Genomic DNA, 18,572 nt, shown 5'->3' with positions numbered 1-18,572 from the left:
CCCGAGCGCGCCGTCGAGCTGTTGAGTAGGACGGCATCTCAGCACGAACGGACGTACCCGGCCAAGGGGTCGGGTGAAAAATTTCACAAAGCCGCGGGGCAGCGGTGACGCCCCGCCGGAACCGGGTCCGGCGGGGCGTCGGAGGGCCCTGAGGCCCGTGATCACGGCGGTGATCAGGGAGAGCGGTGGTGCGGCGGGCGGCCCGTGAGGAGCGGCCGGAGGGGCCTCGCGTCACTCCCGCGGACTCAACCGAAGGAGTGAATTCCGGATCCCCCGCGGGCGGTCCTCAGCTCATCCGCAGGGCCAGGAAGAAGTCGAGCTTGTCCTCCAGACGGGAGAGGTCGCGGCCGGTCAGCTGTTCGATCCGGCCGACCCGGTAGCGCAGCGTGTTCACGTGCAGGTGCAGCCGGGTCGCACAGCGCGTCCAGGAGCCGTCGCAGTCCAGGAACGCCTCCAGGGTCGGGATCAGCTCCGCGCGGTGGCGCCGGTCGTAGTCCCTCAGCGGGTCGAGCAGCCGGGCCGTGAAGGCGCGCCGCACGTCGTCCGGGACGAAGGGCAGCAGCAGGACGTGCGAGGCCAGCTCGTGGTGGCCGGCCGCGCAGACCCGGCCGGGGCGGGCGGCGGCCACCCGGCGGGCGTGCCGGGCCTCCTCCAGGGCGCCGCGCAGCCCCTCCGCCGAGTGCACGGAGGCGGAGACGCCGAGGGTGAGCCGCCCGTCGTCGGCGAGGCCGGCCGAGAGCGGAGCCCGTACCGCCGCGAGCAGGGCGTCGGCGTGCAGGCCCAGGGCGGGCGCCGCGCCGTCGTCCTCGCTCTCCGGGAGCGGCCCCGCGGCCAGCGGCACCAGGGCGATGGCCTCGTCACCGGTGTGGGCGACGGCGATCCGGTCGGCGGACTCGGCGCCGACGGTCGCCGGGTCGACCAGGATCTCCTCCAGGAGCGCCTGGGTGACCGGGCCGGCCTCCACCGGGGACTGGCCGCCCTCCTGGTCCCACTCGACGCGGGCGACGACGACCTGCCAGTGCGGGGCGGCCCCGAGACCGGGCAGCAGCACCGGGGCGGCGACCCGCAGCCGGGCGGCGATCTCGGCGGGCGCGGCACCCGTCTGGACCAGCTCCAGCACCTCCTGGGCGAGCCGGCGGCGCACCGTACGGGCCGCGTCGCGCCGGTCGCGCTCCACCGAGATCAGCTGGGTGACGCCCTGGAGCAGGTCGAGCCGGGCGGCCGGCCAGTCCCCGGCGTCCGCCTCGACGGCGAGCAGCCAGTCGGAGAGCACGGTCTCCCGGACGTCCCGGGCGGCGGGCACGGCGGCCCGGCCGGTGTTGCGGATCGGGAAGAGCGAGTACGTGGTGCCCTGCACGGTCAGCCGGTGCGGGCCGCGCCGGCCGGTCCGGGTGGCGGCCAGGTGCTCGGCCGCCAGGCCGGCCGCCAGGGCCGGGTCCAGCGGCTCGCCGGCGCCCGCGACCTGCCGTCCGGTGGGGGAGAGGACCCAGGCGCGCAGGTCCAGGTCGGAGCCGAGCAGGTCGAGGACGGCCTCCGGGCCGCCGCCCGCCGGGCCGGAGGTCATCAGACGCCTGTGCCGATCCACCACGGCGGCCAGGTCGCCGGCCCGCTCACCGGAGACCTGTCGAACAACGTGCTCGGTGATCGTCGCGAACGCAACGGATTCCTCCACGATGAACAGCGGCAGGCGGTGGCGAGAACACGCCTCCACGAGCTCGTCCGGGACGTGGCCCCGGCCGGCCTCGCCCGTGGCGAGCGCCGCCACCCCGACCTCGCCGACCGCGAGCCCGGAGACCCCGGCCGAGGCGAGGATCCGGACGAAGGGCTCGGACTCGGCCGGTTCCCGCATCCAGGCCAGGCCGGTGAGGACCAGCTCGCCGCCGGACAGGTACCTGCTGGGATCCTTGAGGTCCGTGGTCATCACGCCGCGGACGGAGCGGTCCAGCTCGTCCTCGCCGCCCAGCAGGCGCAGCCCTAGCGCGTCGTTCTCCAGCAGTGCGCGCAGCCGCATCGTGTCGCCGCCGTTCCTTCGAGTGGGTGGTGGGGTTGTCGCGTATTCGACGGTGGGGTCGTTCGGGTGGTGTCGCTGTTTCCAGGGGGAAACGGCGAGGTATCCGTTCCCCGCCTTTCGTTCGAATCTACAAGACGTGCCGGGGCACCGGCCAACTCCTTCATGGTTTCGGTGACTGCACCCCGGCCACCGTGGCTTGTGTACTAGGCCACACACCGCGTGAACAGGACATGAACACCGAAGTCGAGGGCCGAACGCCCCCCGGGATCCAGTCGTCCGGCCCCGATCACCAGAATCACTAGAAGAGAGCCACCATGGACTTCCTTCGCCCCGCCAGCTGGGAGGAGGCGCTCGCCGCCAAGGCCGAGCACCCCACGGCCGTGCCCATCGCCGGCGGTACCGACGTCATGGTCGAGATCAACTTCGACCACCGGCGCCCCGAGTACCTGCTGGACCTGAACCGCATCGAGCTGCTGCGCGAGTGGGAGGTCGGCGAGGAGAACGTCCGACTCGGCGCTTCCGTTCCGTACACGCAGATCATGGAGAACCTCCGGGCCGAGCTGCCGGGCCTGGCGCTCGCCTCGCACACGGTCGCCTCCCCGCAGATCCGCAACCGCGGCGGCGTCGGCGGCAACCTCGGCACCGCCTCCCCGGCCGGTGACGCCCACCCCGCCCTCCTCGCCGCCGGCGCCGAGGTCGAGGTCGAGTCGCAGGCCCGCGGCAGCCGCTTCATCCCGATCGACGAGTTCTACACCGGCGTGAAGCGCAACGCGCTCCAGCCCGACGAGCTCATCAAGACCGTCCACATCAAGAAGGCGGACGGCCCCCAGCAGTACTCCAAGGTCGGCACCCGCAACGCGATGGTCATCGCCGTCTGCGCCTTCGGCCTGGCGCTGCACCCGGAGACCCGCACCGTGCGCACCGGCATCGGCTCGGCCGCGCCGACCCCGATCCGCGCCAAGGAGGCCGAGAACTTCCTGAACGCGGCCCTGGAGGAGGGCGGCTTCTGGGAGAGCGGCAAGATCATCACGCCGTCGATCGCGAAGCAGTTCGCCGACCTCTGCTCGGGCGCCGCCAACCCGATCGACGACGTCCGTGGCACCGCGAAGTACCGCCGCCACGCCGTCGGAATCATGGCCCGCCGCCAGCTCGGCTGGACCTGGGAGCAGTACCGCGGCGCCGGCCGCACGCTTGAGGGAGCTGCCTGATCATGCGCGTCAATTTCACGGTCAACGGTCGTCCGCAGGAAGCCGACGACGTCTGGGAGGGCGAGTCCCTTCTCTACGTGCTCCGCGAGCGGCTGGGCCTGCCGGGCTCCAAGAACGCCTGCGAGCAGGGCGAGTGCGGCTCCTGCACGGTCCGCCTCGACGGCGTGCCGGTCTGTTCCTGCCTGGTCGCCGCCGGACAGGTCGAGGGCCGCGAGGTCGTCACCGTCGAGGGCCTCGCCGATTACGCCAAGGAGCGCGCCGAGCACGCCGGTTGCGGCACGGGCGCCTGCGGCACCTCGCTCGACGAGGCCAAGCGGTGGGAGGCCAAGCCCGGTCAGGACTCCCAGACCGGCGAGGGCGTCGAACTCTCGCCGATCCAGCAGGCGTTCATCGACGCCGGCGCCGTCCAGTGCGGCTTCTGCACCCCCGGTCTGCTGGTCGCCGCCGACGAGATGCTGGAGCGCAACCCGTCCCCGACGGACGCGGACATCCGCGAGGCGCTCTCCGGCAACCTCTGCCGCTGCACCGGTTACGAGAAGATCCTCGACGCGGTCCGCCTCGCGGCCGCCCGTCAGGGAGAGGCGGTCTGACCATGGCTGGCACCACCACGGGCATCCCCCGCGACGTCACCCAGAACCACGTCAAGGGCGGCATCGGCGAGTCCACCCTCCGCCCCGACGGCATCCTGAAGGTCACCGGCGAGTTCGCCTACTCCTCGGACATGTGGCACGAGGACATGCTGTGGGGGCAGGTCCTGCGCTCCACCGTCGCGCACGCCGAGATCGTGTCCATCGACACCTCCGAGGCCCTCGCGATGGACGGCGTCTACGCCGTCATGACCCACGAGGACCTCCCCGCCGCCAAGAACTACGGCATGGAGTTCCAGGACACCCCCGTCCTCGCCTACGGCAAGGTCCGCCACCACGGCGAGCCGGTCGCCCTCGTGGCCGCCGACCACCCGGAGACCGCCCGCCGCGCCGCCGCCAAGATCGTGATCGAGTACCGGGAGCTCCCGGTCATCACGGACGAGGCGTCCGCCCTCGCCCCGGACGCGATCCTGGTCCACGAGAACCGCGACGACCACCACTCCGGCCACGTCCCGCACCCCAACATCGTGCACCGCCAGCCGATCATCCGCGGCAACGCCGCCGAGGCCGCCCGGCGCGCCGACGTGATCGTCAAGGGCGAGTACACCTTCGGCATGCAGGACCAGGCGTTCCTCGGCCCCGAGTCCGGCCTCGCCGTACCGGCCGAGGACGGCGGCGTCGACCTGTACGTCGCCACCCAGTGGCTGCACTCGGACCTCAAGCAGATCGCCCCCTGCCTCGGCCTGCCCGAGGAGAAGGTCCGCATGACCATGGCCGGCATCGGCGGCGCCTTCGGCGGCCGCGAGGACATCTCCATGCAGATCCTCGCCTCGCTGCTCGCCCTGCGCACCAACAAGCCGGTCAAGATGGTCTACAACCGGTACGAGTCCTTCTTCGGCCACGTCCACCGGCACCCGGCGAAGCTCTACTACGAGCACGGCGCCACCCGGGACGGCAAGCTCACGCACGTCAAGTGCAAGATCGTCCTCGACGGCGGCGCGTACGCGTCGTCCACGGCGTCGGTCGTCGGCAACGCCTCCTCCCTCTCGATCGGCCCGTACGTCGTCGACGACGTCGAGATCGAGGCGATCGGCCTCTACACCAACAACCCGCCCTGCGGCGCCATGCGCGGCTTCGGCGCGGTCCAGGCGTGCTTCGCCTACGAGGCCCAGATGGACAAGCTCGCGGCCGAGCTGGACATGGACCCGGTCGAACTGCGCCGGCTCAACGCCATGGAGCAGGGCACGATCATGCCGACCGGCCAGGTCGTGGACTCCCCGGCGCCGGTCGCCGAGCTGCTCCGCATGGTCAAGGCCCGCCCGATGCCGCCGGAGCGCCAGTGGGAGACCGCCGGCGAGGGCGCGGACGTCCGCGCGCTGCCGGGCGGCCTCTCCAACACCTCGCACGGCGAGGGCGTCGTCCGGGGCGTCGGCTACGCGGTCGGCATCAAGAACGTCGGCTTCTCCGAGGGCTTCGACGACTACTCGACCGCCAAGATCCGCCTGGAGGTCATCAACGGCGAGCCCGTCGCGATGGTCCACACCGCCGCGGCCGAGGTCGGCCAGGGCGGCGTCACCATCCACGCGCAGATCGCCCGCACCGAGCTCGGCGTCCAGCAGGTCACCATCCACCCCGCCGACACCCAGGTGGGCTCGGCCGGTTCGACCTCCGCGGGCCGCCAGACGTACATGACCGGCGGCGCCATCAAGAACTCCTGCGAGCTCGTCCGCGAGAAGGTCCTGGAGATCGGCCGGCGCAAGTTCGGCTCGTACCACCCGGCGTGGGCCAACGCCGAACTCCTCCTGGAGGGCGGCAAGGTCGTCACCGACAACGGCGAGGCCCTCGCCTCCATCGCGGACGTCCTGGAGGACCAGGCCGTGGAGGTCGAGGAGGAGTGGCGGCACCGCCCCACCCAGGCGTTCGACCTCGTCACCGGCCAGGGCGACGGCCACGTCCAGTACGCCTTCGCCGCGCACCGCGCGGTGGTGGAGGTGGACACCGAGCTCGGTCTCGTCAAGGTCATCGAGCTGGCCTGCGCCCAGGACGTCGGCAAGGCGGTCAACCCGCTCTCCGTGGTCGGCCAGATCCAGGGTGGCACCACCCAGGGCCTGGGCGTCGCGGTGATGGAGGAGATCATCGTCGACCCGAAGACCGCGAAGGTGCGCAACCCCTCCTTCACGGACTACCTGATCCCGACCATCCTCGACACGCCGACCATCCCGGTCGACTACCTCGAACTGGCCGACCCCAACGCGCCGTACGGCGTCCGCGGCATCGGCGAGGCCCCGACCCTGTCGTCCACCCCGGCCGTCCTCGCGGCGATCCGGGCGGCGACCGGGCTGGAGCTGAACAAGACGCCGGTCCGCCCCGAGGCGCTCACCGGCACCCTGTAGGACCCTCCGGGCGGTGTGCGCCTCCCAGGAACGTCACACTTCCCTCCCCGCCCGCACCGCCCGGAGCGCAGTACCCCCCTGAAGTACCCGCAGTACCCGAAGTACCGCAGTACCGAAGTACCCGCAGTACCGCAGTACCCGCAGTACCCGCAGTACCGAAGTACCCGCAGTACCCCGTTCGTCTCGGGCCGTCCCCCGGGTCGTGCAGCCAACGAAATATCCCAAATCCCGCAGCTTCACCGTCAGAGCTCTCGAAGTCTGATGCGGGTGCCCCTTTGAACCTTGGGAGTAGGCCCCATGACCCAGTCGTCTGTGGAGCCCAAGACCGCCGCGGAGGACGCGGGCTCCGGCTCGCGCAACCCCGCCGGACGGTCTTGGCTCGACCGGTACTTTCACATCTCGGAGAGAGGATCCTCCGTCGGCACGGAGATCCGCGGTGGCGTCACCACCTTCATGGCGATGGCGTACATCCTCCTGCTCAACCCGATCCTCCTCGGAGGCCCGGACGTCGAGAAGAACGTCCTCGCCTCCTCCGCGGTCATCACCGCGACCGCCTTCGCGGCGGCGGTGACCACCCTGCTGATGGGCTTCGTCGGCAAGGTGCCGCTCGTCCTCGCGGCGGGACTCAGCGTCTCCGGTGTGCTCGCCACCCAGGTCGTCCCCCAGATGACCTGGCCCCAGGCGATGGGCATGTGCGTCGTCTACGGTGTGGTGATCTGTCTCCTGGTGGTCACCGGCCTCCGCGAGATGATCATGAACGCCATCCCGCTGCCGCTCAAGCACGGCATCACCATCGGCATCGGCCTCTTCATCGCCCTGATCGGCTTCAACAAGGCCGGCTTCGTCGGCGCCGGCCCGCAGTTCGGCCCGCCCGTCACCCTCGGCGCCGGCGGTGAGCTGGTCGGCTGGCCCGTCCTGATCTTCGCCGTCACCCTGCTCGCGATCTTCGCCCTCCAGGCCCGCAAGGTCCCGGGCGCGATCCTCATCGGCATCGTCGCCGGCACCGTCATCTCGCTGATCGTCAACGCCGTCGCCGACATCCCCGCCAAGGGCCCCGGCTCCTGGGCCAACGGCTCCCCGGAGCTCAAGGGCAGCGCGGTCTCCACCCCGGACTTCTCGCTCTTCGGCGACGTCTCCTTCGGCGGCTGGGGCGACGTCGGCTACATCACCGTCGGCGTGATCGTCTTCACCCTGGTGCTCGCCGGCTTCTTCGACGCCATGGCCACCATCATCGGCGTCGGCACCGAGGCCGACCTGGCCGACGACAAGGGCCGGATGCCCGGCCTGTCCAAGGCGCTGTTCATCGACGGCGCGGGCGGCGCGATCGGCGGCGTCTCCGGCGCCTCCGGCCAGACCGTCTTCGTGGAGTCCGCCACCGGCGTCGGCGAGGGCGCCCGGACCGGCTTCTCCTCGGTCGTCACCGGCCTGTTCTTCGCGGCCTGCCTCTTCTTCACGCCGATCACCCAGATCGTGCCCCGCGAGGTCGGCTCCGCCGCGCTGGTCGTCATCGGCGCGATGATGATGATGAACGCCAAGCACGTGAACTGGGGCGACAGCTCCGTCGCCATCCCGGTCTTCCTGACCGTGGTGCTGATGCCGTTCACGTACAGCATCACCCCGGGCGTCGCGGCCGGCGTCATCGCCTACACCGTCATCAAGGTGGCGCAGGGCAAGGCGCGCGAGGTCGGCGCGTTCATGTGGTGCCTGACCGCGATCTTCATCGTGTTCTTCGCCCTTCACCCCATCGAGGGCTGGCTGGGCGTCAGCTGACGCCCCCCGCCCTCCCCACACCGCCAAGGAGACCGACATGCTGGACATCGCCGAAGAGCTGCACCGGTGGGTCGAGCAGGGACGCGACTTCGCCGTGGCCACCGTGGTGGCCGTCGGCGGCAGCGCGCCCCGGCAGCCCGGCGCCGCCCTCGCCGTCGACAGCGAGGGCACCGCGATCGGCTCGGTCTCCGGCGGGTGCGTGGAGGGCGCGGTGTACGAGCTGTGCCAGACGGCGCTCGACGACGGCAAGGTCGTCGTCGAGAGCTTCGGCTACAGCGACGAGGACGCCTTCGCCGTCGGCCTGACCTGCGGCGGCATCATCGACATCCTCGTCACCCCGGTCCGCGGCGGGGTCTTCCCCGCCGCCCTGGCCGCCGCCGTCTCGGGGGAGGCGGCGGCCCTCGCCCGGATCGTCTCGGGCCCGGAGGACCTGTTGGGGCAGGCCCTCCTGGTCCGCCCGGACGGCTCGTACGAGGGGAGGCTCGGCGGCCACCCGGAGCTGGACCGCACCGCCGCGGCCGAGGCCCGCGCCCTGCTGGACGCCGGCCGCACCGGCACGGTGGAGATCGGCGAGGACGGCAGCCGCTGCGGGCAGCCGCTGACCCTGCTCGTGGAGTCCTCCGTCCCCGCCCCCCGCATGATCGTCTTCGGCGCCATCGACTTCGCGTCCGCCCTCGTCCGGGTCGGCAAGTTCCTCGGCTACCACGTGACGGTGTGCGACGCCCGCCCCGTCTTCGCCACCGCCCTCCGCTTCCCCGAGGCCGACGAGATCGTCGTCGAATGGCCCCACCGCTACCTGGAGTCGACCGAGGTCGACGCCCGGACCGTGCTGTGCGTCCTCACCCACGACGCCAAGTTCGACGTCCCCCTCCTCCAGGCCGCGCTGAAGCTGCCCGTCGCCTACGTCGGCGCGATGGGCTCCCGCCGCACCCACGAGGACCGCAACAAGCACCTCCGCGAGGTCGGCGTCACCGAGCTCGAACTGGCCCGGCTGCGCTCGCCGATCGGCCTCGACCTCGGCGCCCGCACCCCCGAGGAGACGGCCCTGTCGATCGGCGCGGAGATCGTCGCCAACCGGCGCGGCGGCAGCGGCGCCTCGCTCACCGGCGCCCACACCCCGATCCACCACGACGGCCCGGACACGCCCCTCGCGGGCCGCATAGGCTCCGTCGCCTAGCCGCGCACCCACGCGTACGACGGGGCCCCGTCCTCCTCGGCCGGCAGGCCGAGGGGGCCGTCGGCGTCCCGGACGCCGCGGAAGACCTCCGGCTCGGCGGCCAGGGTGCCGTCGAGGCCGACGGCGACCGCCAGCGCGTGCCGGCCGACGCAGCGCGGGCGCTCGCCCTCGGGGCGTTCGCAGTACAGGACCCAGCCGCCGACCCGGTCGACGCGGCCCGGGAGCAGCTTCCACACGCCGACGTACTCCCCGGCCACCGCCTCCGGCGACCCGGCCTCCGTCCGCAGCCACCGCTCGGCCGCCGCCCGCACGGAGGCCGCGAAGCGCTGCCGCTCGGCGAACGGCTGGACCAGGTGCACCTCGCCCGAGTCCCGGTCGACGCCGTCCGGACCGGCCCGGAACACCACCCGGTGGTACGTCCCCCGGCCCAGCGCGGCCAGCCGCTCGCCGGCGGTGAGCCGCATCAGGGTGGGGCGCCCGGCGTCGTCGGGGAGCCGGTCCAGGGCGTCCGGCGCTGCCACCTTCACGGCGAGGTGAGCGGGCGCGGTGTCGCCCTGCGCCCGTGACCAGCGGTCCAGGCACTCCCCGACGGACGCCACGACCCTCCGGGCGGTGTCCGGCCCCAGGGGCGCGGAGATCCACGGCCCGGTGCCGTCTGCCGACAGGCCGTGCACCTCGTAACCGCACGCCCGGAACTCCCGCCGCAGCGCCCGGAATCCGTCGGCCTCGCGCCGGGCCTCGGCGAGCGCGGCGGTCAGCCGGTCGTCGCAGGACCGGCCCCCGCAGTCGTCCTTCTCGGCGTTCACCCGCAGCCGGACCACGGCGTCGGCGTCGCCCTTGATCCGGAAGCTCACCTCGGCGCCGCCGTCCTGCGGGAAGAGCGACCGGGTGTCCACCACCTCCAGCACCCCCGGCGCGACCCGCTCCGCGACCTCCACCGCCCGCTGCCGGTCGTCCCGTGTCGAGAAGGTCCCGCACCCGGCGACCCCGCCGCCGGCGAGCACCACCGCGACCGCCGCCGCCACCATCCGCCGCCCCATCGACCCCACCCCCGCTGCCGTGTCCTACGGCGACGGTAGGCCCGGAGTGCCCGGCGCCGCGTGAGCCCCGCTACTCACCCGCCACCCGCCGCCGTACGCACCTCCGTGGGGGGCGTTCCGCCGCAGGGCGGCGCCGGGTCAGTGGGCCGTGCGGGTGCGGAGGGATTCCGTCCAGGCGGGGGAGGCTTCGGGTGGGGTGGGGGGTTCGGGGCGGCCGCCTCGGGCGAAGAAGTCCGCCAGGGGGAGGATCGCCGCGCCCACGGTGACCGCGTCCGGCCCGAGCGTGCCCATGCCGAGGGTGACCCGCGCCGCGGGATACGCCAGCGCGTACGCGCGCGCGTGCTCCTCGACCTGCGCCAGGAAGCGCGGGCCGAGCAGCAGCCCGGCCCAGCCGCCGACGAGGATCCGCTCCGGCTGGAAGAGGTTGACGAGGTCGGCGAAACCGGCGCCCAGGTATTCGGCGGTCTCGGCGAGGACGGCGACCGCGGCCGGGTCCGCCGTATCCCCGTCCGCCGGGTACGCCGCGGACACCAGCGCCGCCAGCGCCGTCTCCTCGCCCGCGCCGGCCGGCGGCTCGCCGCCCGCCTCCCGCCACCGTTCGAGGAGCGCGCCGGCTCCCGCGTACGCCTCCAGGCAGCCCCGGGCGCCGCAGCGGCAGCGCCGGCCCCGCACCTGCACCTTCAGGTGGCCCCATTCCAGCGCCCGGCCGGGGCCGGACGGATCGGTGGTGACGCAGGCGCCGACGCCGGAGCCGAAGAGGGCGACGACCGCGCTGGTCGCGCCCCGGCCCGCGCCGAACCACATCTCGGCCTGGCCGAGGGTCCTGGCGCCGTTGTCGATCCGGTAGGGGACACCGGCGGGCAGGTCGACCGCCGCGCGGAGCAGCCGCTCCAGCGGGACCGCGTCCCAGCCGATCGTCTGCCCGTGCACCACGGCCCCGTCCTCGTCGGTCCGCTCGACGATGCCGGGGACGCCGATGCCGACGCCGAGCAGCGTCTCCGCGGGGACGTCCGCCGTGCGCAGCACCTCGGCGACGCCCTCGCGGATGTGGTCGACGACGACACCCACCTCGTACCGGGTCAAGGGGCGCTCGGCGCGGGCGAGTTCGGTGAGGGTGAGGTCGAAGAGCTCGACCCGGACCCGGGTCTCGCCGACGTCCACGCCGATCATCCGGCCGCTGTCGGGGGCGACGCGCAGCAGGATCCGGGGGCGGCCGCCGGCCGAGTCGACGCTGCCGGCCTCCTCGACGAGCCCCTCGGCGACCAGCTCCGCGACGACGTTGCTGATCGAGCCGGAGCTGAGGCCGGTGGCGGGGCCCAGCGAGAAGCGGCTCAGCGGGCCGTCGAAGTAGAGCCGCCGGAGGACCGCGGTGCGGTTCTCGCGCCGCAGGTCCCGCACGGTCCGGCCGTTCGGTCTGGTCACTGGGGCCCCTCGCGGTAGTGGTCGGTCGGGCGGTGCATCCGGTGGCCGCCTCAGGTCCGGCGCAGCCCGCTGAGCAGCAGCTCGGCCAGCTGGTCGTACGCCTCGGCGTCCGCGAGGCCGGTGGACGCGGCCACCTGCCGCCGCTGGATGCGGACCATCACGGAGGCGATGACGTCGGCGGCGAAGGCGACGTGGACCTCCCGGAAGACGCCGGCGGTGACGCCCTCCTCGATGAGCTGCTGCACCCGGCCGGCGGCGGCCCGGGTGTTCCGCTCGTACACCTCCGCGGCCGGTTCGAACGCGGCGACGTCGTCGAAGAACTGCGGGGAGACCGGTGCCAGCTCGGCGGAGACGGCCCGCAGATAGGCGGCGAGCCGCTCGGCGGGCCCGCTCGCGGCGGCGAGGACCGCCTCGACGCGGGTGGTGGCGCGCCGGAAGTAGTGCACGACGGCCGCCCGGACCAGCTGCTCCTTGCTGCCGGCCAGGCCGTACAGGGTGCGCTTGGAGCAGTGCAGCCGGGCCGCGAGGTCGTCCAGGGTCAGCTGGGCGAAGCCCTCGCCGACGAGCAGGGCGACGAGGTCCTCGAAGAGGGCGGAACGGCGCGCCGCTCCGCGCCCCGTGAGCTTCGGGGTGTCGGCGGCGGAGGTCTCGATCACCCGAACAGTATGCCGGGCCACCTGCCGGAAGGGGTTCCCTCCGCGCACGCATGCGCTATTTTTAGCGGTACTGGAGTACCAGTCCAAGTACCGTTTCGCGCGCCGATGGAGTCGCCATGGATGTCGACCGCCTGCTCCCCACCCCCGAGGCGGCGGACCTCATCGCCCTCACCCGGGAGATCGCCGACAACGAGCTCTCGCCCCGGGTGGACGCACACGAGGCGGCCGAGACCTATCCCGAGGGGCTCTTCGCCACCCTGGGCCGGGCCGGTCTGCTCGGCCTCGCGTACCCCGAGGAGTACGGCGGCGGCGGCCAGCCGTACGAGGTCTACCTGCAGGTCCTGGAGGAGCTGGCGGCCCGCTGGGCGGCCGTCGCGGTCGCCACCAGCGTCCACACCCTCGCCTGCCACCCGCTGTACGCCTTCGGCACCGAGGCGCAGAAGGAGCGCTGGCTGCCGTCGATGCTGGAGGGCCGGCTCGTCGGCGGCTACAGCCTCTCCGAGCCGCAGGCCGGCTCCGACGCCGCCGCCCTCGCCTGCAAGGCGGAGCGCCAGGAGGACGGCAGCGGCTACCGGATCACCGGCACCAAGGCGTGGATCACCCACGGCGGCCGGGCCGGCTTCTACGCCCTCTTCGCCCGCACCGCCCCCGGCAGCCACGGCGTCTCCTGCTTCCTCGCCCCCGGCGAGGCCGAGGGCCTCTCCTTCGGCGCCCCCGAGCGCAAGATGGGCCTCCAGGCGGTCCCCACCACCTCCGCCTACTGGGACGGCGCCCTCATCGAGGAGGACCGGCTCGTCGGCACCGAGGGCCAGGGCCTCCAGATCGCCTTCAGCGCGCTCGACAACGGCCGCCTCGGCATCGCCGCCTGCGCCACCGGCCTGGCCCAGGCCGCCCTGAACGCCGCCGTCGACTACGCCAACGAGCGCACCACCTTCGGCCGCCGGATCGTCGACCACCAGGGCCTCGGCTTCCTCCTCGCCGACATGGCCGCGGCCGTCGACGCGGCCCGCGCCACCTACCTGGACGCGGCCCGCCGCCGCGACCTCGGCCGCCCCTTCAGCCGCCAGGCCAGCGCGGCCAAGCTGATCGCCACCGACACCGCCATGAAGGTCACCACGGACGCCGTCCAGGTCCTCGGCGGCTACGGCTACACCCGCGACTTCCCGGTCGAGCGCTACATGCGCGAGGCGAAGATCATGCAGATCTTCGAGGGCACCAACCAGATCCAGCGGCTGGTCATCAGCCGCGGACTGGCCCGCCCGGAGAAGTAGCGGTCGCGGCGGGAGGCGGTGGTGGTCCCGTAGTGATTTCGTGTTGAACCATTTCGGGCGTATGCTCGGGACCGCCACCCCGGTACGCCTGTGTTCCCCCGTTTCAGGCGCACCGGGGTTCGGCGCGTTCCGGGCCGGTGCGGACTACTACTTCTCCAGGGCCGCCGCGCCCGCGCGGGCGAACTTCTCGTCCAGGTCGCCCGAGGGGGCGCCCGCCACGCCGATGCCCGCGATCGGGGCGCCCTGCGCGGTGACCGGGGTGCCGCCGGCGAGGAAGAGGGTGCCGGGGACGTCCTTCAGGTTCGGCGCCTGGGCCAGGCGGCCGGCGAGGACCGAGGTCGGGGCGTTCCACGCCACCGCCGTGTACGCCTTCCGCTCCGCCGACCCGGGGGACTGCGGGCCCGCCCCGTCGCCGCGCAGGGTGACGAGCGGGTTGCCGTCGCGGTCGACGACCGCGACCGTGACGCGCTGGTCCTCCGCCTCGGCCGCGTCCAGCGCCGCCCGGGCCGCCCTCGTCGCCGCGGCGACGGTCAGGCGGGTGGTGGCGGTCGTGTGCCCGCTCGTGGCCTCGGCGACGGTCGCGGGGGCGGCGTCCTGGCCGCCGCCGGCGCTCGCGGAGTAGGCGCCGACCCCCGCCAGGCCGAGGGCGACGACCGCGCCACCGGTCGTCAGACGGGTCCGGTGGGCCTTCTTCACGTGCTTCATGGGGCTTCCGCTCCAGGGGGTTCGGGGACGAAGATCGACTGACGCTTCATCCTGGGCGCCGATCCGGGCCCCGGCGGTCGGCGCACCGGCTGCGGGCCGCGCGCGGAACGGTGGACGCAAGGGTCCGCCGATCGGATGACCCCTGTCCCGCCGCCCCCGCGTCCGGGGTTCTATGGTGGCGGCGCAGATCGCGCAGACCGCGCGGTCCCCCGCGGGGACGCGCCCCCGGTCCGGCGGCCAACCCGCCGGCAGGGTCACCCGCACGACACGAACGAGGAGTTCCATGGACATCGCCGGCTCCGCCGCTCTCGTCACCGGCGCCGCTTCCGGGCTCGGCGCCGCCACCGCCGCCGCGCTCGCCGCGCGCGGCGCCACGGTCTACGGGCTCGACCTGGAGAAGGCCGTCGCCGCCGCCGGGGCGCTCCCGGAGGGCGTCCGGCTGATCGCCGCCGACGTGACCGACGAGGACCAGGTCCGTGCCGCGCTCGCCGCGATCGACGCCGACGGGGCCGAGCTGCGGCTCGCCGTCAACTGCGCGGGGATCGCGCCCTCGGCCCGGGTGCTGGGCCGCAAGGGCCCGCACGACCTCGACCTGTTCCGTACCGTCGTGAACGTCAACCTGATCGGCACGTTCAACGTGATGCGGCTCGCCGCGGAGGCCATCGCCCGGCACGAGCCCGACGCGCACGGCCAGCGCGGCCTCGTCGTCAACACCGCCTCGATCGCCGCCTTCGAGGGCCAGGTCGGGCAGATCGCCTACGCCGCCTCCAAGGCCGGAGTCGCCGGCATGACCATCACGGCCGCCCGCGACCTCGCCCAGTTCGGCATCCGGGTCGTCACGGTCGCCCCCGGCATCGTCGACACCCCGATGATGGCGGGTTTCAGCGAGGAGATCCGGGCCGGGCTCGCCGCGAGCGTCACCTTCCCGCAGCGCCTCGCCCAGCCGGAGGAGTACGCCCGCCTGATCACGATGATCGCCGAGCACGACTACCTCAACGGCGAGACGATCCGGATGGACGGCGCACTGCGGATGTCCGCCCGCTGACGCATCCCGCCTCGGTAGAGCACTCGGTGCCGGAGAATTCCGGCACCGAGTGCCGCACGGAGGCGTCACCGGTGTTAGGTTCGTGCCATGGCAGCAGCGGCGACGAACCCCCGGACCTCTCCGAAGCCCGCGATGCGCGACTCCCTCATCGCCGCGGCCTTCCAGCTCTTCCTGGAGCGGGGCTACGAGCAGACCACCGTCGACGACATCGTCTCCCTGGCGGGCGTCGGGCGGCGCTCCTTCTTCCGCTACTTCCCGTCGAAGGAGGACGTGGTCTTCCCCGACCACGAGCAGTGCCTCGACGACATGACCCGCTTCCTCGCCGCCAGCGCCGACACCGACGACCCCATGGTCCGGGTCTGCGACGCCGCCCGCCTGGTCATGCGGATGTACGCCGAGAACCCCACCTTCTCCGTCCAGCGCTACCGGCTGACCCGTGAGGTCGCCGGGCTGCGCACCTACGAGCTCTCCGTCGTCTGGCGGTACGAGAAGACCCTCGGCGACTACCTGAGGGGCCGCTGGGCCGACCGCAGGGACGGCACGCTGCGCGCCAACGTGGCCGCCGCGGCCGTCGTCGCCGCCCACAACCACGCCCTGCGGCACTGGCTGCGCTCGGGCGGCGAGGGCGACCCGCTGGAAGAGGTGGACCGCGCCCTGGAGTTCGTCCGCGCCACCTGGAGCCCGGACGCGCCGGCCGGCGCCGGCGGCGACGCGGCGGAGGGGGCCGACGACGTGGTCGTCGTCATCACCAAGCGGTCCACGCCGATGTGGCGCGTGGTGCGCGAGGTGGAGTCGAGCCTCGACCAGAGCTGAGAGGGATCTCAGTATCTCGAATTGAGGGAACTCAGGTCTTTCTTTGCTGGCACTGAGTGCCATATCTTGGGCTCCAGCACGGTCGAGCCGCCGAGTGCGAGGAGAAGGCATCGTGTTCCACACGGGACTGAGGACCCCCGGCGCCGTCCGGACCGAGGAATCGGCCGCCGGCACCGATCTCTACTTCCAGCGCTGCGCCTGGTGCCACACCACCACCTTCCAGCGCCTGCTCTGTCCGACCTGCGGGTCGACCGACCTGTCCCCCCAACTCAGCGAGGGGGAGGGCGTGATCACCGTCCGCAGGGCCCACACCGCCGCCGAGGCCGACCTCTGGCCGGTCCACATGGCCGAGGGCTTCGTGGTCCGCTGCCGGGTCGACGGGCCGCCGCACGCCGTGCGCCCGGGCGTCCGGGTCAAGCTCGCGAGCGCCGCCGACACCGGGCGCCGGCCGGTCGTCCGGCTCTGCGAGGAGGTCCCGCTGGACGGCTGGATCTGACCCCGAGGGCCCGGAGACAGGAGAAAGGGGGTGGCACAGAGTGCCACCCCCTTCGTCGTGTCCGACGGCGTCAGCGCGAGCCGATCTCCTCGGTGAGCTGCGGCAGCACCTCGAAGAGGTCGCCGACCACGCCGTAGTCGACCAGGTCGAAGATCGGGGCCTCGGGGTCCTTGTTGACCGCGACGATCGTCTTCGACGTCTGCATGCCGGCCCGGTGCTGGATCGCGCCGGAGATGCCCGCCGCGACGTACAGCTGCGGCGAGACCTGCTTGCCGGTCTGGCCGACCTGGTTGGAGTGCGGGTACCAGCCGGCGTCCACCGCGGCGCGGGAGGCGCCGACGGCCGCGCCGAGCGAGTCGGCCAGCTTCTCGACGACCTCGAAGCCCTCGGCGGCGCCGACACCGCGGCCGCCGGAGACCACGATCGCGGACTCGGTCAGCTCCGGGCGGCCGGTGGAGACCCGCGCGGTGCGGGCGACGACCCGGGCCGCGTTGCCGGTGAAGGCGACGGCGACGTTCTCGACCGTGCCGGCGGCCGGGGCGGCCTCCGGGGCGGCGGAGTTCGGCTTGACGGTGATGACCGGGACGCCGTGCGAGACGCGGGACCTGGTCGTGTACGAGGCGGCGAAGACCGACTGCGTGGCGACCGGGCCCTCGGCGCCGGCCTCCAGGTCGACGGCGTCGGTGATGAGACCGGAGCCGAGGCGGAGCGCGACGCGGGCCGCGATCTCCTTGCCCTCGCCGGAGGAGGTCACCAGGACGGCGGCCACCTCCTTCTCCTTCGCGATCTGGGTGAGCGCGTCGACCTTGGGGACGACGAGCTGCTCGGCGAACTCGGCGCCGTCGGCCACGTAGACGGTGGCGGCGCCGTACTCGGCGGCGGTGGCGGCGACGGAGGCCGCGGCCTCGCCGGCGCCGAGGACGACCGCGGACGGCTCGCCCAGGCGGCGGGCCAGGGTGAGCAGTTCGAGGGCCGGCTTGCGGACCGCACCGTCGGCGTGGTCCACGAGAACCAGGATCTCAGCCATGATTCCTTGCTCCTGAGGTGGGGTGACGGGCGGTCAGATGAACTTCTGGGCGGCGAGGAAGGCGGCCAGCTGCTTGCCGCCGTCGCCGTCCTCGTTCGTGACGATCGTGCCCTGCGTGCGGGCCGGGCGGGCGTCCGCCGACTCGACCAGGGTCCAGGAGCCGGCCAGGCCGACCTCGTCCTCGTCGATGTCCAGGTCGTCGAGCTCCAGCTCCTCGACCGGCTTCTTCTTGGCGGCCATGATCCCCTTGAAGGAGGGGTAGCGGGCCTCGCCGGACTGGTCGGTGACCGAGACGACGGCCGGCAGCGGGGCCTCGACGAGCTCGGTGGCGGCGTCGCCGTCCCGGCGGCCCTTCACGAGGCCGCCGTCCACCGAGACCTCGGAGAGGAGCGTGGCCTGGGGCACGCCCAGCCGCTCGGCGAGGAGCGCGGGCAGCACGCCCATGGTGCCGTCGGTCGAGGCCATGCCGCAGACGACCAGGTCGAAACCGGTCTTCTCCAGGGCCTTGGCGAGGACCGCCGAGGTGGCGATGACGTCGGAGCCGTGGATGGCCTCGTCGTTGACGTGGACGGCCTTGTCGGCGCCCATCGACAGCGCCTTGCGCAGGGCGTCCTTGGCGTCGTCCGGGCCGACCGTCACGACGGTGACCTCGGCGTCGTCGGCCTCCTCGGAGATCCGCAGCGCCTGCTCGACCGCGTACTCGTCGAGCTCCGAGAGGAGGCCGTCGACCTCGTCGCGGTCGACGGTCAGGTCGTCCGCGAAACCGCGGTCGCCGGTGGCGTCGGGAACGTACTTCACACAGACAGCGATCCTCAGGGTCACGGCCTGGCTCCTTTCGACGAGGGGTGGGGTTACGGGAGGTTGCGGGCCATGACGATGCGCTGGACCTGGTTGGTGCCTTCGTAGATCTGGGTGATCTTGGCGTCGCGCATCATGCGCTCGACGGGGTAG

At 73.2% G+C, this 18,572-nt stretch carries 17 protein-coding genes; 9 read left to right on the top strand and 8 right to left on the bottom strand.

Annotation, left to right across the window (positions count from 1 at the left end; all coding sequences use genetic code 11):
* Positions 1-286: 286 nt before the first annotated feature.
* The gene (locus tag IF73_RS0108485; protein WP_031005161.1) at positions 287-2,011 is read right to left on the bottom strand and encodes a PucR family transcriptional regulator; all 1,725 of its coding nucleotides are present in this window, start codon (positions 2,009-2,011) and stop codon (positions 287-289) included.
* A 314-nt stretch (positions 2,012-2,325) separates the two neighbouring features.
* Here IF73_RS0108485 and IF73_RS0108480 point away from each other — a divergent pair, with 314 nt between their 5' ends.
* The 5 genes from IF73_RS0108480 to IF73_RS0108460 all read left to right on the top strand — a co-directional run bounded on the left by IF73_RS0108480 (position 2,326) and on the right by IF73_RS0108460 (position 9,146).
* Positions 2,326-3,219 carry an FAD binding domain-containing protein gene (locus IF73_RS0108480; protein ID WP_031005159.1) on the top strand — a complete coding sequence of 298 codons (894 nt, stop codon included), beginning with the start codon at positions 2,326-2,328 and terminating at the stop codon, positions 3,217-3,219.
* Positions 3,220-3,221: 2 nt separating this feature from the next.
* Positions 3,222-3,809: a (2Fe-2S)-binding protein gene (locus tag IF73_RS0108475; protein WP_031005158.1), complete on the top strand. Its 588-nt coding sequence runs from the start codon at positions 3,222-3,224 to the stop codon at positions 3,807-3,809.
* Between the two features lie 2 nt (positions 3,810-3,811).
* Entirely contained in the window at positions 3,812-6,199 is a 2,388-nt protein-coding gene (locus IF73_RS0108470; RefSeq protein WP_031005156.1) for a xanthine dehydrogenase family protein molybdopterin-binding subunit, read from the top strand.
* A 297-nt stretch (positions 6,200-6,496) separates the two neighbouring features.
* The gene (locus tag IF73_RS0108465; protein WP_031005154.1) at positions 6,497-7,969 is read left to right on the top strand and encodes an NCS2 family permease; all 1,473 of its coding nucleotides are present in this window, start codon (positions 6,497-6,499) and stop codon (positions 7,967-7,969) included.
* A gap of 37 nt (positions 7,970-8,006) precedes the next feature.
* The gene (locus IF73_RS0108460) at positions 8,007-9,146 is read left to right on the top strand and encodes an XdhC family protein (RefSeq protein ID WP_031005152.1); all 1,140 of its coding nucleotides are present in this window, start codon (positions 8,007-8,009) and stop codon (positions 9,144-9,146) included.
* Here IF73_RS0108460 and IF73_RS0108455 read toward each other — a convergent pair.
* The 3 genes from IF73_RS0108455 to IF73_RS0108445 form a co-directional block, all read right to left on the bottom strand.
* Positions 9,143-10,186, bottom strand: a complete 1,044-nt coding sequence (locus IF73_RS0108455) for an SCO7460 family lipoprotein (protein WP_158821957.1) — start codon at positions 10,184-10,186, stop codon at positions 9,143-9,145. The genes IF73_RS0108460 and IF73_RS0108455 overlap by 4 nt on opposite strands.
* A 138-nt stretch (positions 10,187-10,324) precedes the next feature.
* Entirely contained in the window at positions 10,325-11,608 is a 1,284-nt protein-coding gene (locus tag IF73_RS0108450) for an ROK family transcriptional regulator (RefSeq protein ID WP_031005148.1), read from the bottom strand.
* Between the two features lie 50 nt (positions 11,609-11,658).
* On the bottom strand, positions 11,659-12,264 hold the full coding sequence (locus IF73_RS0108445) for a TetR/AcrR family transcriptional regulator (protein ID WP_031005145.1): 606 nt from the start codon (positions 12,262-12,264) through the stop codon (positions 11,659-11,661).
* 116 nt (positions 12,265-12,380) lie between these two features.
* On the opposite strand from IF73_RS0108445, the gene IF73_RS0108440 reads away from it, so the two are divergent.
* Positions 12,381-13,535 carry an acyl-CoA dehydrogenase family protein gene (locus IF73_RS0108440; protein WP_031005143.1) on the top strand — a complete coding sequence of 385 codons (1,155 nt, stop codon included), beginning with the start codon at positions 12,381-12,383 and terminating at the stop codon, positions 13,533-13,535.
* 147 nt (positions 13,536-13,682) lie between these two features.
* On the opposite strand, the gene IF73_RS0108435 is transcribed toward IF73_RS0108440, so the two are convergent.
* On the bottom strand, positions 13,683-14,240 hold the full coding sequence (locus IF73_RS0108435) for a GlcG/HbpS family heme-binding protein (protein WP_031005141.1): 558 nt from the start codon (positions 14,238-14,240) through the stop codon (positions 13,683-13,685).
* Between the two features lie 283 nt (positions 14,241-14,523).
* Here IF73_RS0108435 and IF73_RS0108430 point away from each other — a divergent pair, with 283 nt between their 5' ends.
* The 3 genes from IF73_RS0108430 (at position 14,524) to IF73_RS0108420 (ending at position 16,594) form a co-directional block, all read left to right on the top strand.
* The gene (locus IF73_RS0108430; RefSeq protein WP_031005140.1) at positions 14,524-15,285 is read left to right on the top strand and encodes an SDR family NAD(P)-dependent oxidoreductase; all 762 of its coding nucleotides are present in this window, start codon (positions 14,524-14,526) and stop codon (positions 15,283-15,285) included.
* An 87-nt stretch (positions 15,286-15,372) separates the two neighbouring features.
* Positions 15,373-16,098 carry a TetR family transcriptional regulator gene (locus tag IF73_RS0108425; protein ID WP_031005139.1) on the top strand — a complete coding sequence of 242 codons (726 nt, stop codon included), beginning with the start codon at positions 15,373-15,375 and terminating at the stop codon, positions 16,096-16,098.
* Positions 16,099-16,210: 112 nt separating this feature from the next.
* Positions 16,211-16,594: a Zn-ribbon domain-containing OB-fold protein gene (locus tag IF73_RS0108420; RefSeq protein WP_037878622.1), complete on the top strand. Its 384-nt coding sequence runs from the start codon at positions 16,211-16,213 to the stop codon at positions 16,592-16,594.
* Positions 16,595-16,664: 70 nt separating this feature from the next.
* On the opposite strand, the gene IF73_RS0108415 is transcribed toward IF73_RS0108420, so the two are convergent.
* The 3 genes from IF73_RS0108415 to IF73_RS39430 form a co-directional block, all read right to left on the bottom strand.
* On the bottom strand, positions 16,665-17,621 hold the full coding sequence (locus IF73_RS0108415) for an electron transfer flavoprotein subunit alpha/FixB family protein (RefSeq protein ID WP_031005137.1): 957 nt from the start codon (positions 17,619-17,621) through the stop codon (positions 16,665-16,667).
* A 33-nt stretch (positions 17,622-17,654) separates the two neighbouring features.
* On the bottom strand, positions 17,655-18,443 hold the full coding sequence (locus IF73_RS0108410; protein WP_078867985.1) for an electron transfer flavoprotein subunit beta/FixA family protein: 789 nt from the start codon (positions 18,441-18,443) through the stop codon (positions 17,655-17,657).
* Between the two features lie 29 nt (positions 18,444-18,472).
* Positions 18,473-18,572 (bottom strand): acyl-CoA dehydrogenase family protein (locus IF73_RS39430; protein WP_155525297.1); only part of this gene is annotated, 100 nt, incomplete at its 5' end.

It is taken from the genome of Streptomyces sp. NRRL F-5727 (assembly GCF_000719555.1).
In the GTDB taxonomy this organism is placed as follows: Bacteria; Actinomycetota; Actinomycetes; order Streptomycetales; family Streptomycetaceae; genus Streptomyces.
The sequence above is the reverse complement of the archived record's forward strand: the minus strand, read 5'-3'. Positions and strand labels throughout refer to the sequence as shown.

Bases quoted from the DNA above. Each gene is read 5' to 3' on its own strand.
- IF73_RS0108485 (WP_031005161.1), bottom strand. From the start codon at position 2,011: ATGCGGCTGCGCGCACTGCTGGAGAACGACGCGCTAGGGCTGCGCCTG.
- IF73_RS0108480 (WP_031005159.1), top strand. From the start codon at position 2,326: ATGGACTTCCTTCGCCCCGCCAGCTGGGAGGAGGCGCTCGCCGCCAAG.
- IF73_RS0108475 (WP_031005158.1), top strand. From the start codon at position 3,222: ATGCGCGTCAATTTCACGGTCAACGGTCGTCCGCAGGAAGCCGACGAC.
- IF73_RS0108470 (WP_031005156.1), top strand. From the start codon at position 3,812: ATGGCTGGCACCACCACGGGCATCCCCCGCGACGTCACCCAGAACCAC.
- IF73_RS0108465 (WP_031005154.1), top strand. From the start codon at position 6,497: ATGACCCAGTCGTCTGTGGAGCCCAAGACCGCCGCGGAGGACGCGGGC.
- IF73_RS0108460 (WP_031005152.1), top strand. From the start codon at position 8,007: ATGCTGGACATCGCCGAAGAGCTGCACCGGTGGGTCGAGCAGGGACGC.
- IF73_RS0108455 (WP_158821957.1), bottom strand. From the start codon at position 10,186: ATGGGGCGGCGGATGGTGGCGGCGGCGGTCGCGGTGGTGCTCGCCGGC.
- IF73_RS0108440 (WP_031005143.1), top strand. From the start codon at position 12,381: ATGGATGTCGACCGCCTGCTCCCCACCCCCGAGGCGGCGGACCTCATC.
- IF73_RS0108435 (WP_031005141.1), bottom strand. From the start codon at position 14,240: ATGAAGCACGTGAAGAAGGCCCACCGGACCCGTCTGACGACCGGTGGC.
- IF73_RS0108430 (WP_031005140.1), top strand. From the start codon at position 14,524: ATGGACATCGCCGGCTCCGCCGCTCTCGTCACCGGCGCCGCTTCCGGG.
- IF73_RS0108425 (WP_031005139.1), top strand. From the start codon at position 15,373: ATGGCAGCAGCGGCGACGAACCCCCGGACCTCTCCGAAGCCCGCGATG.
- IF73_RS0108415 (WP_031005137.1), bottom strand. From the start codon at position 17,621: ATGGCTGAGATCCTGGTTCTCGTGGACCACGCCGACGGTGCGGTCCGC.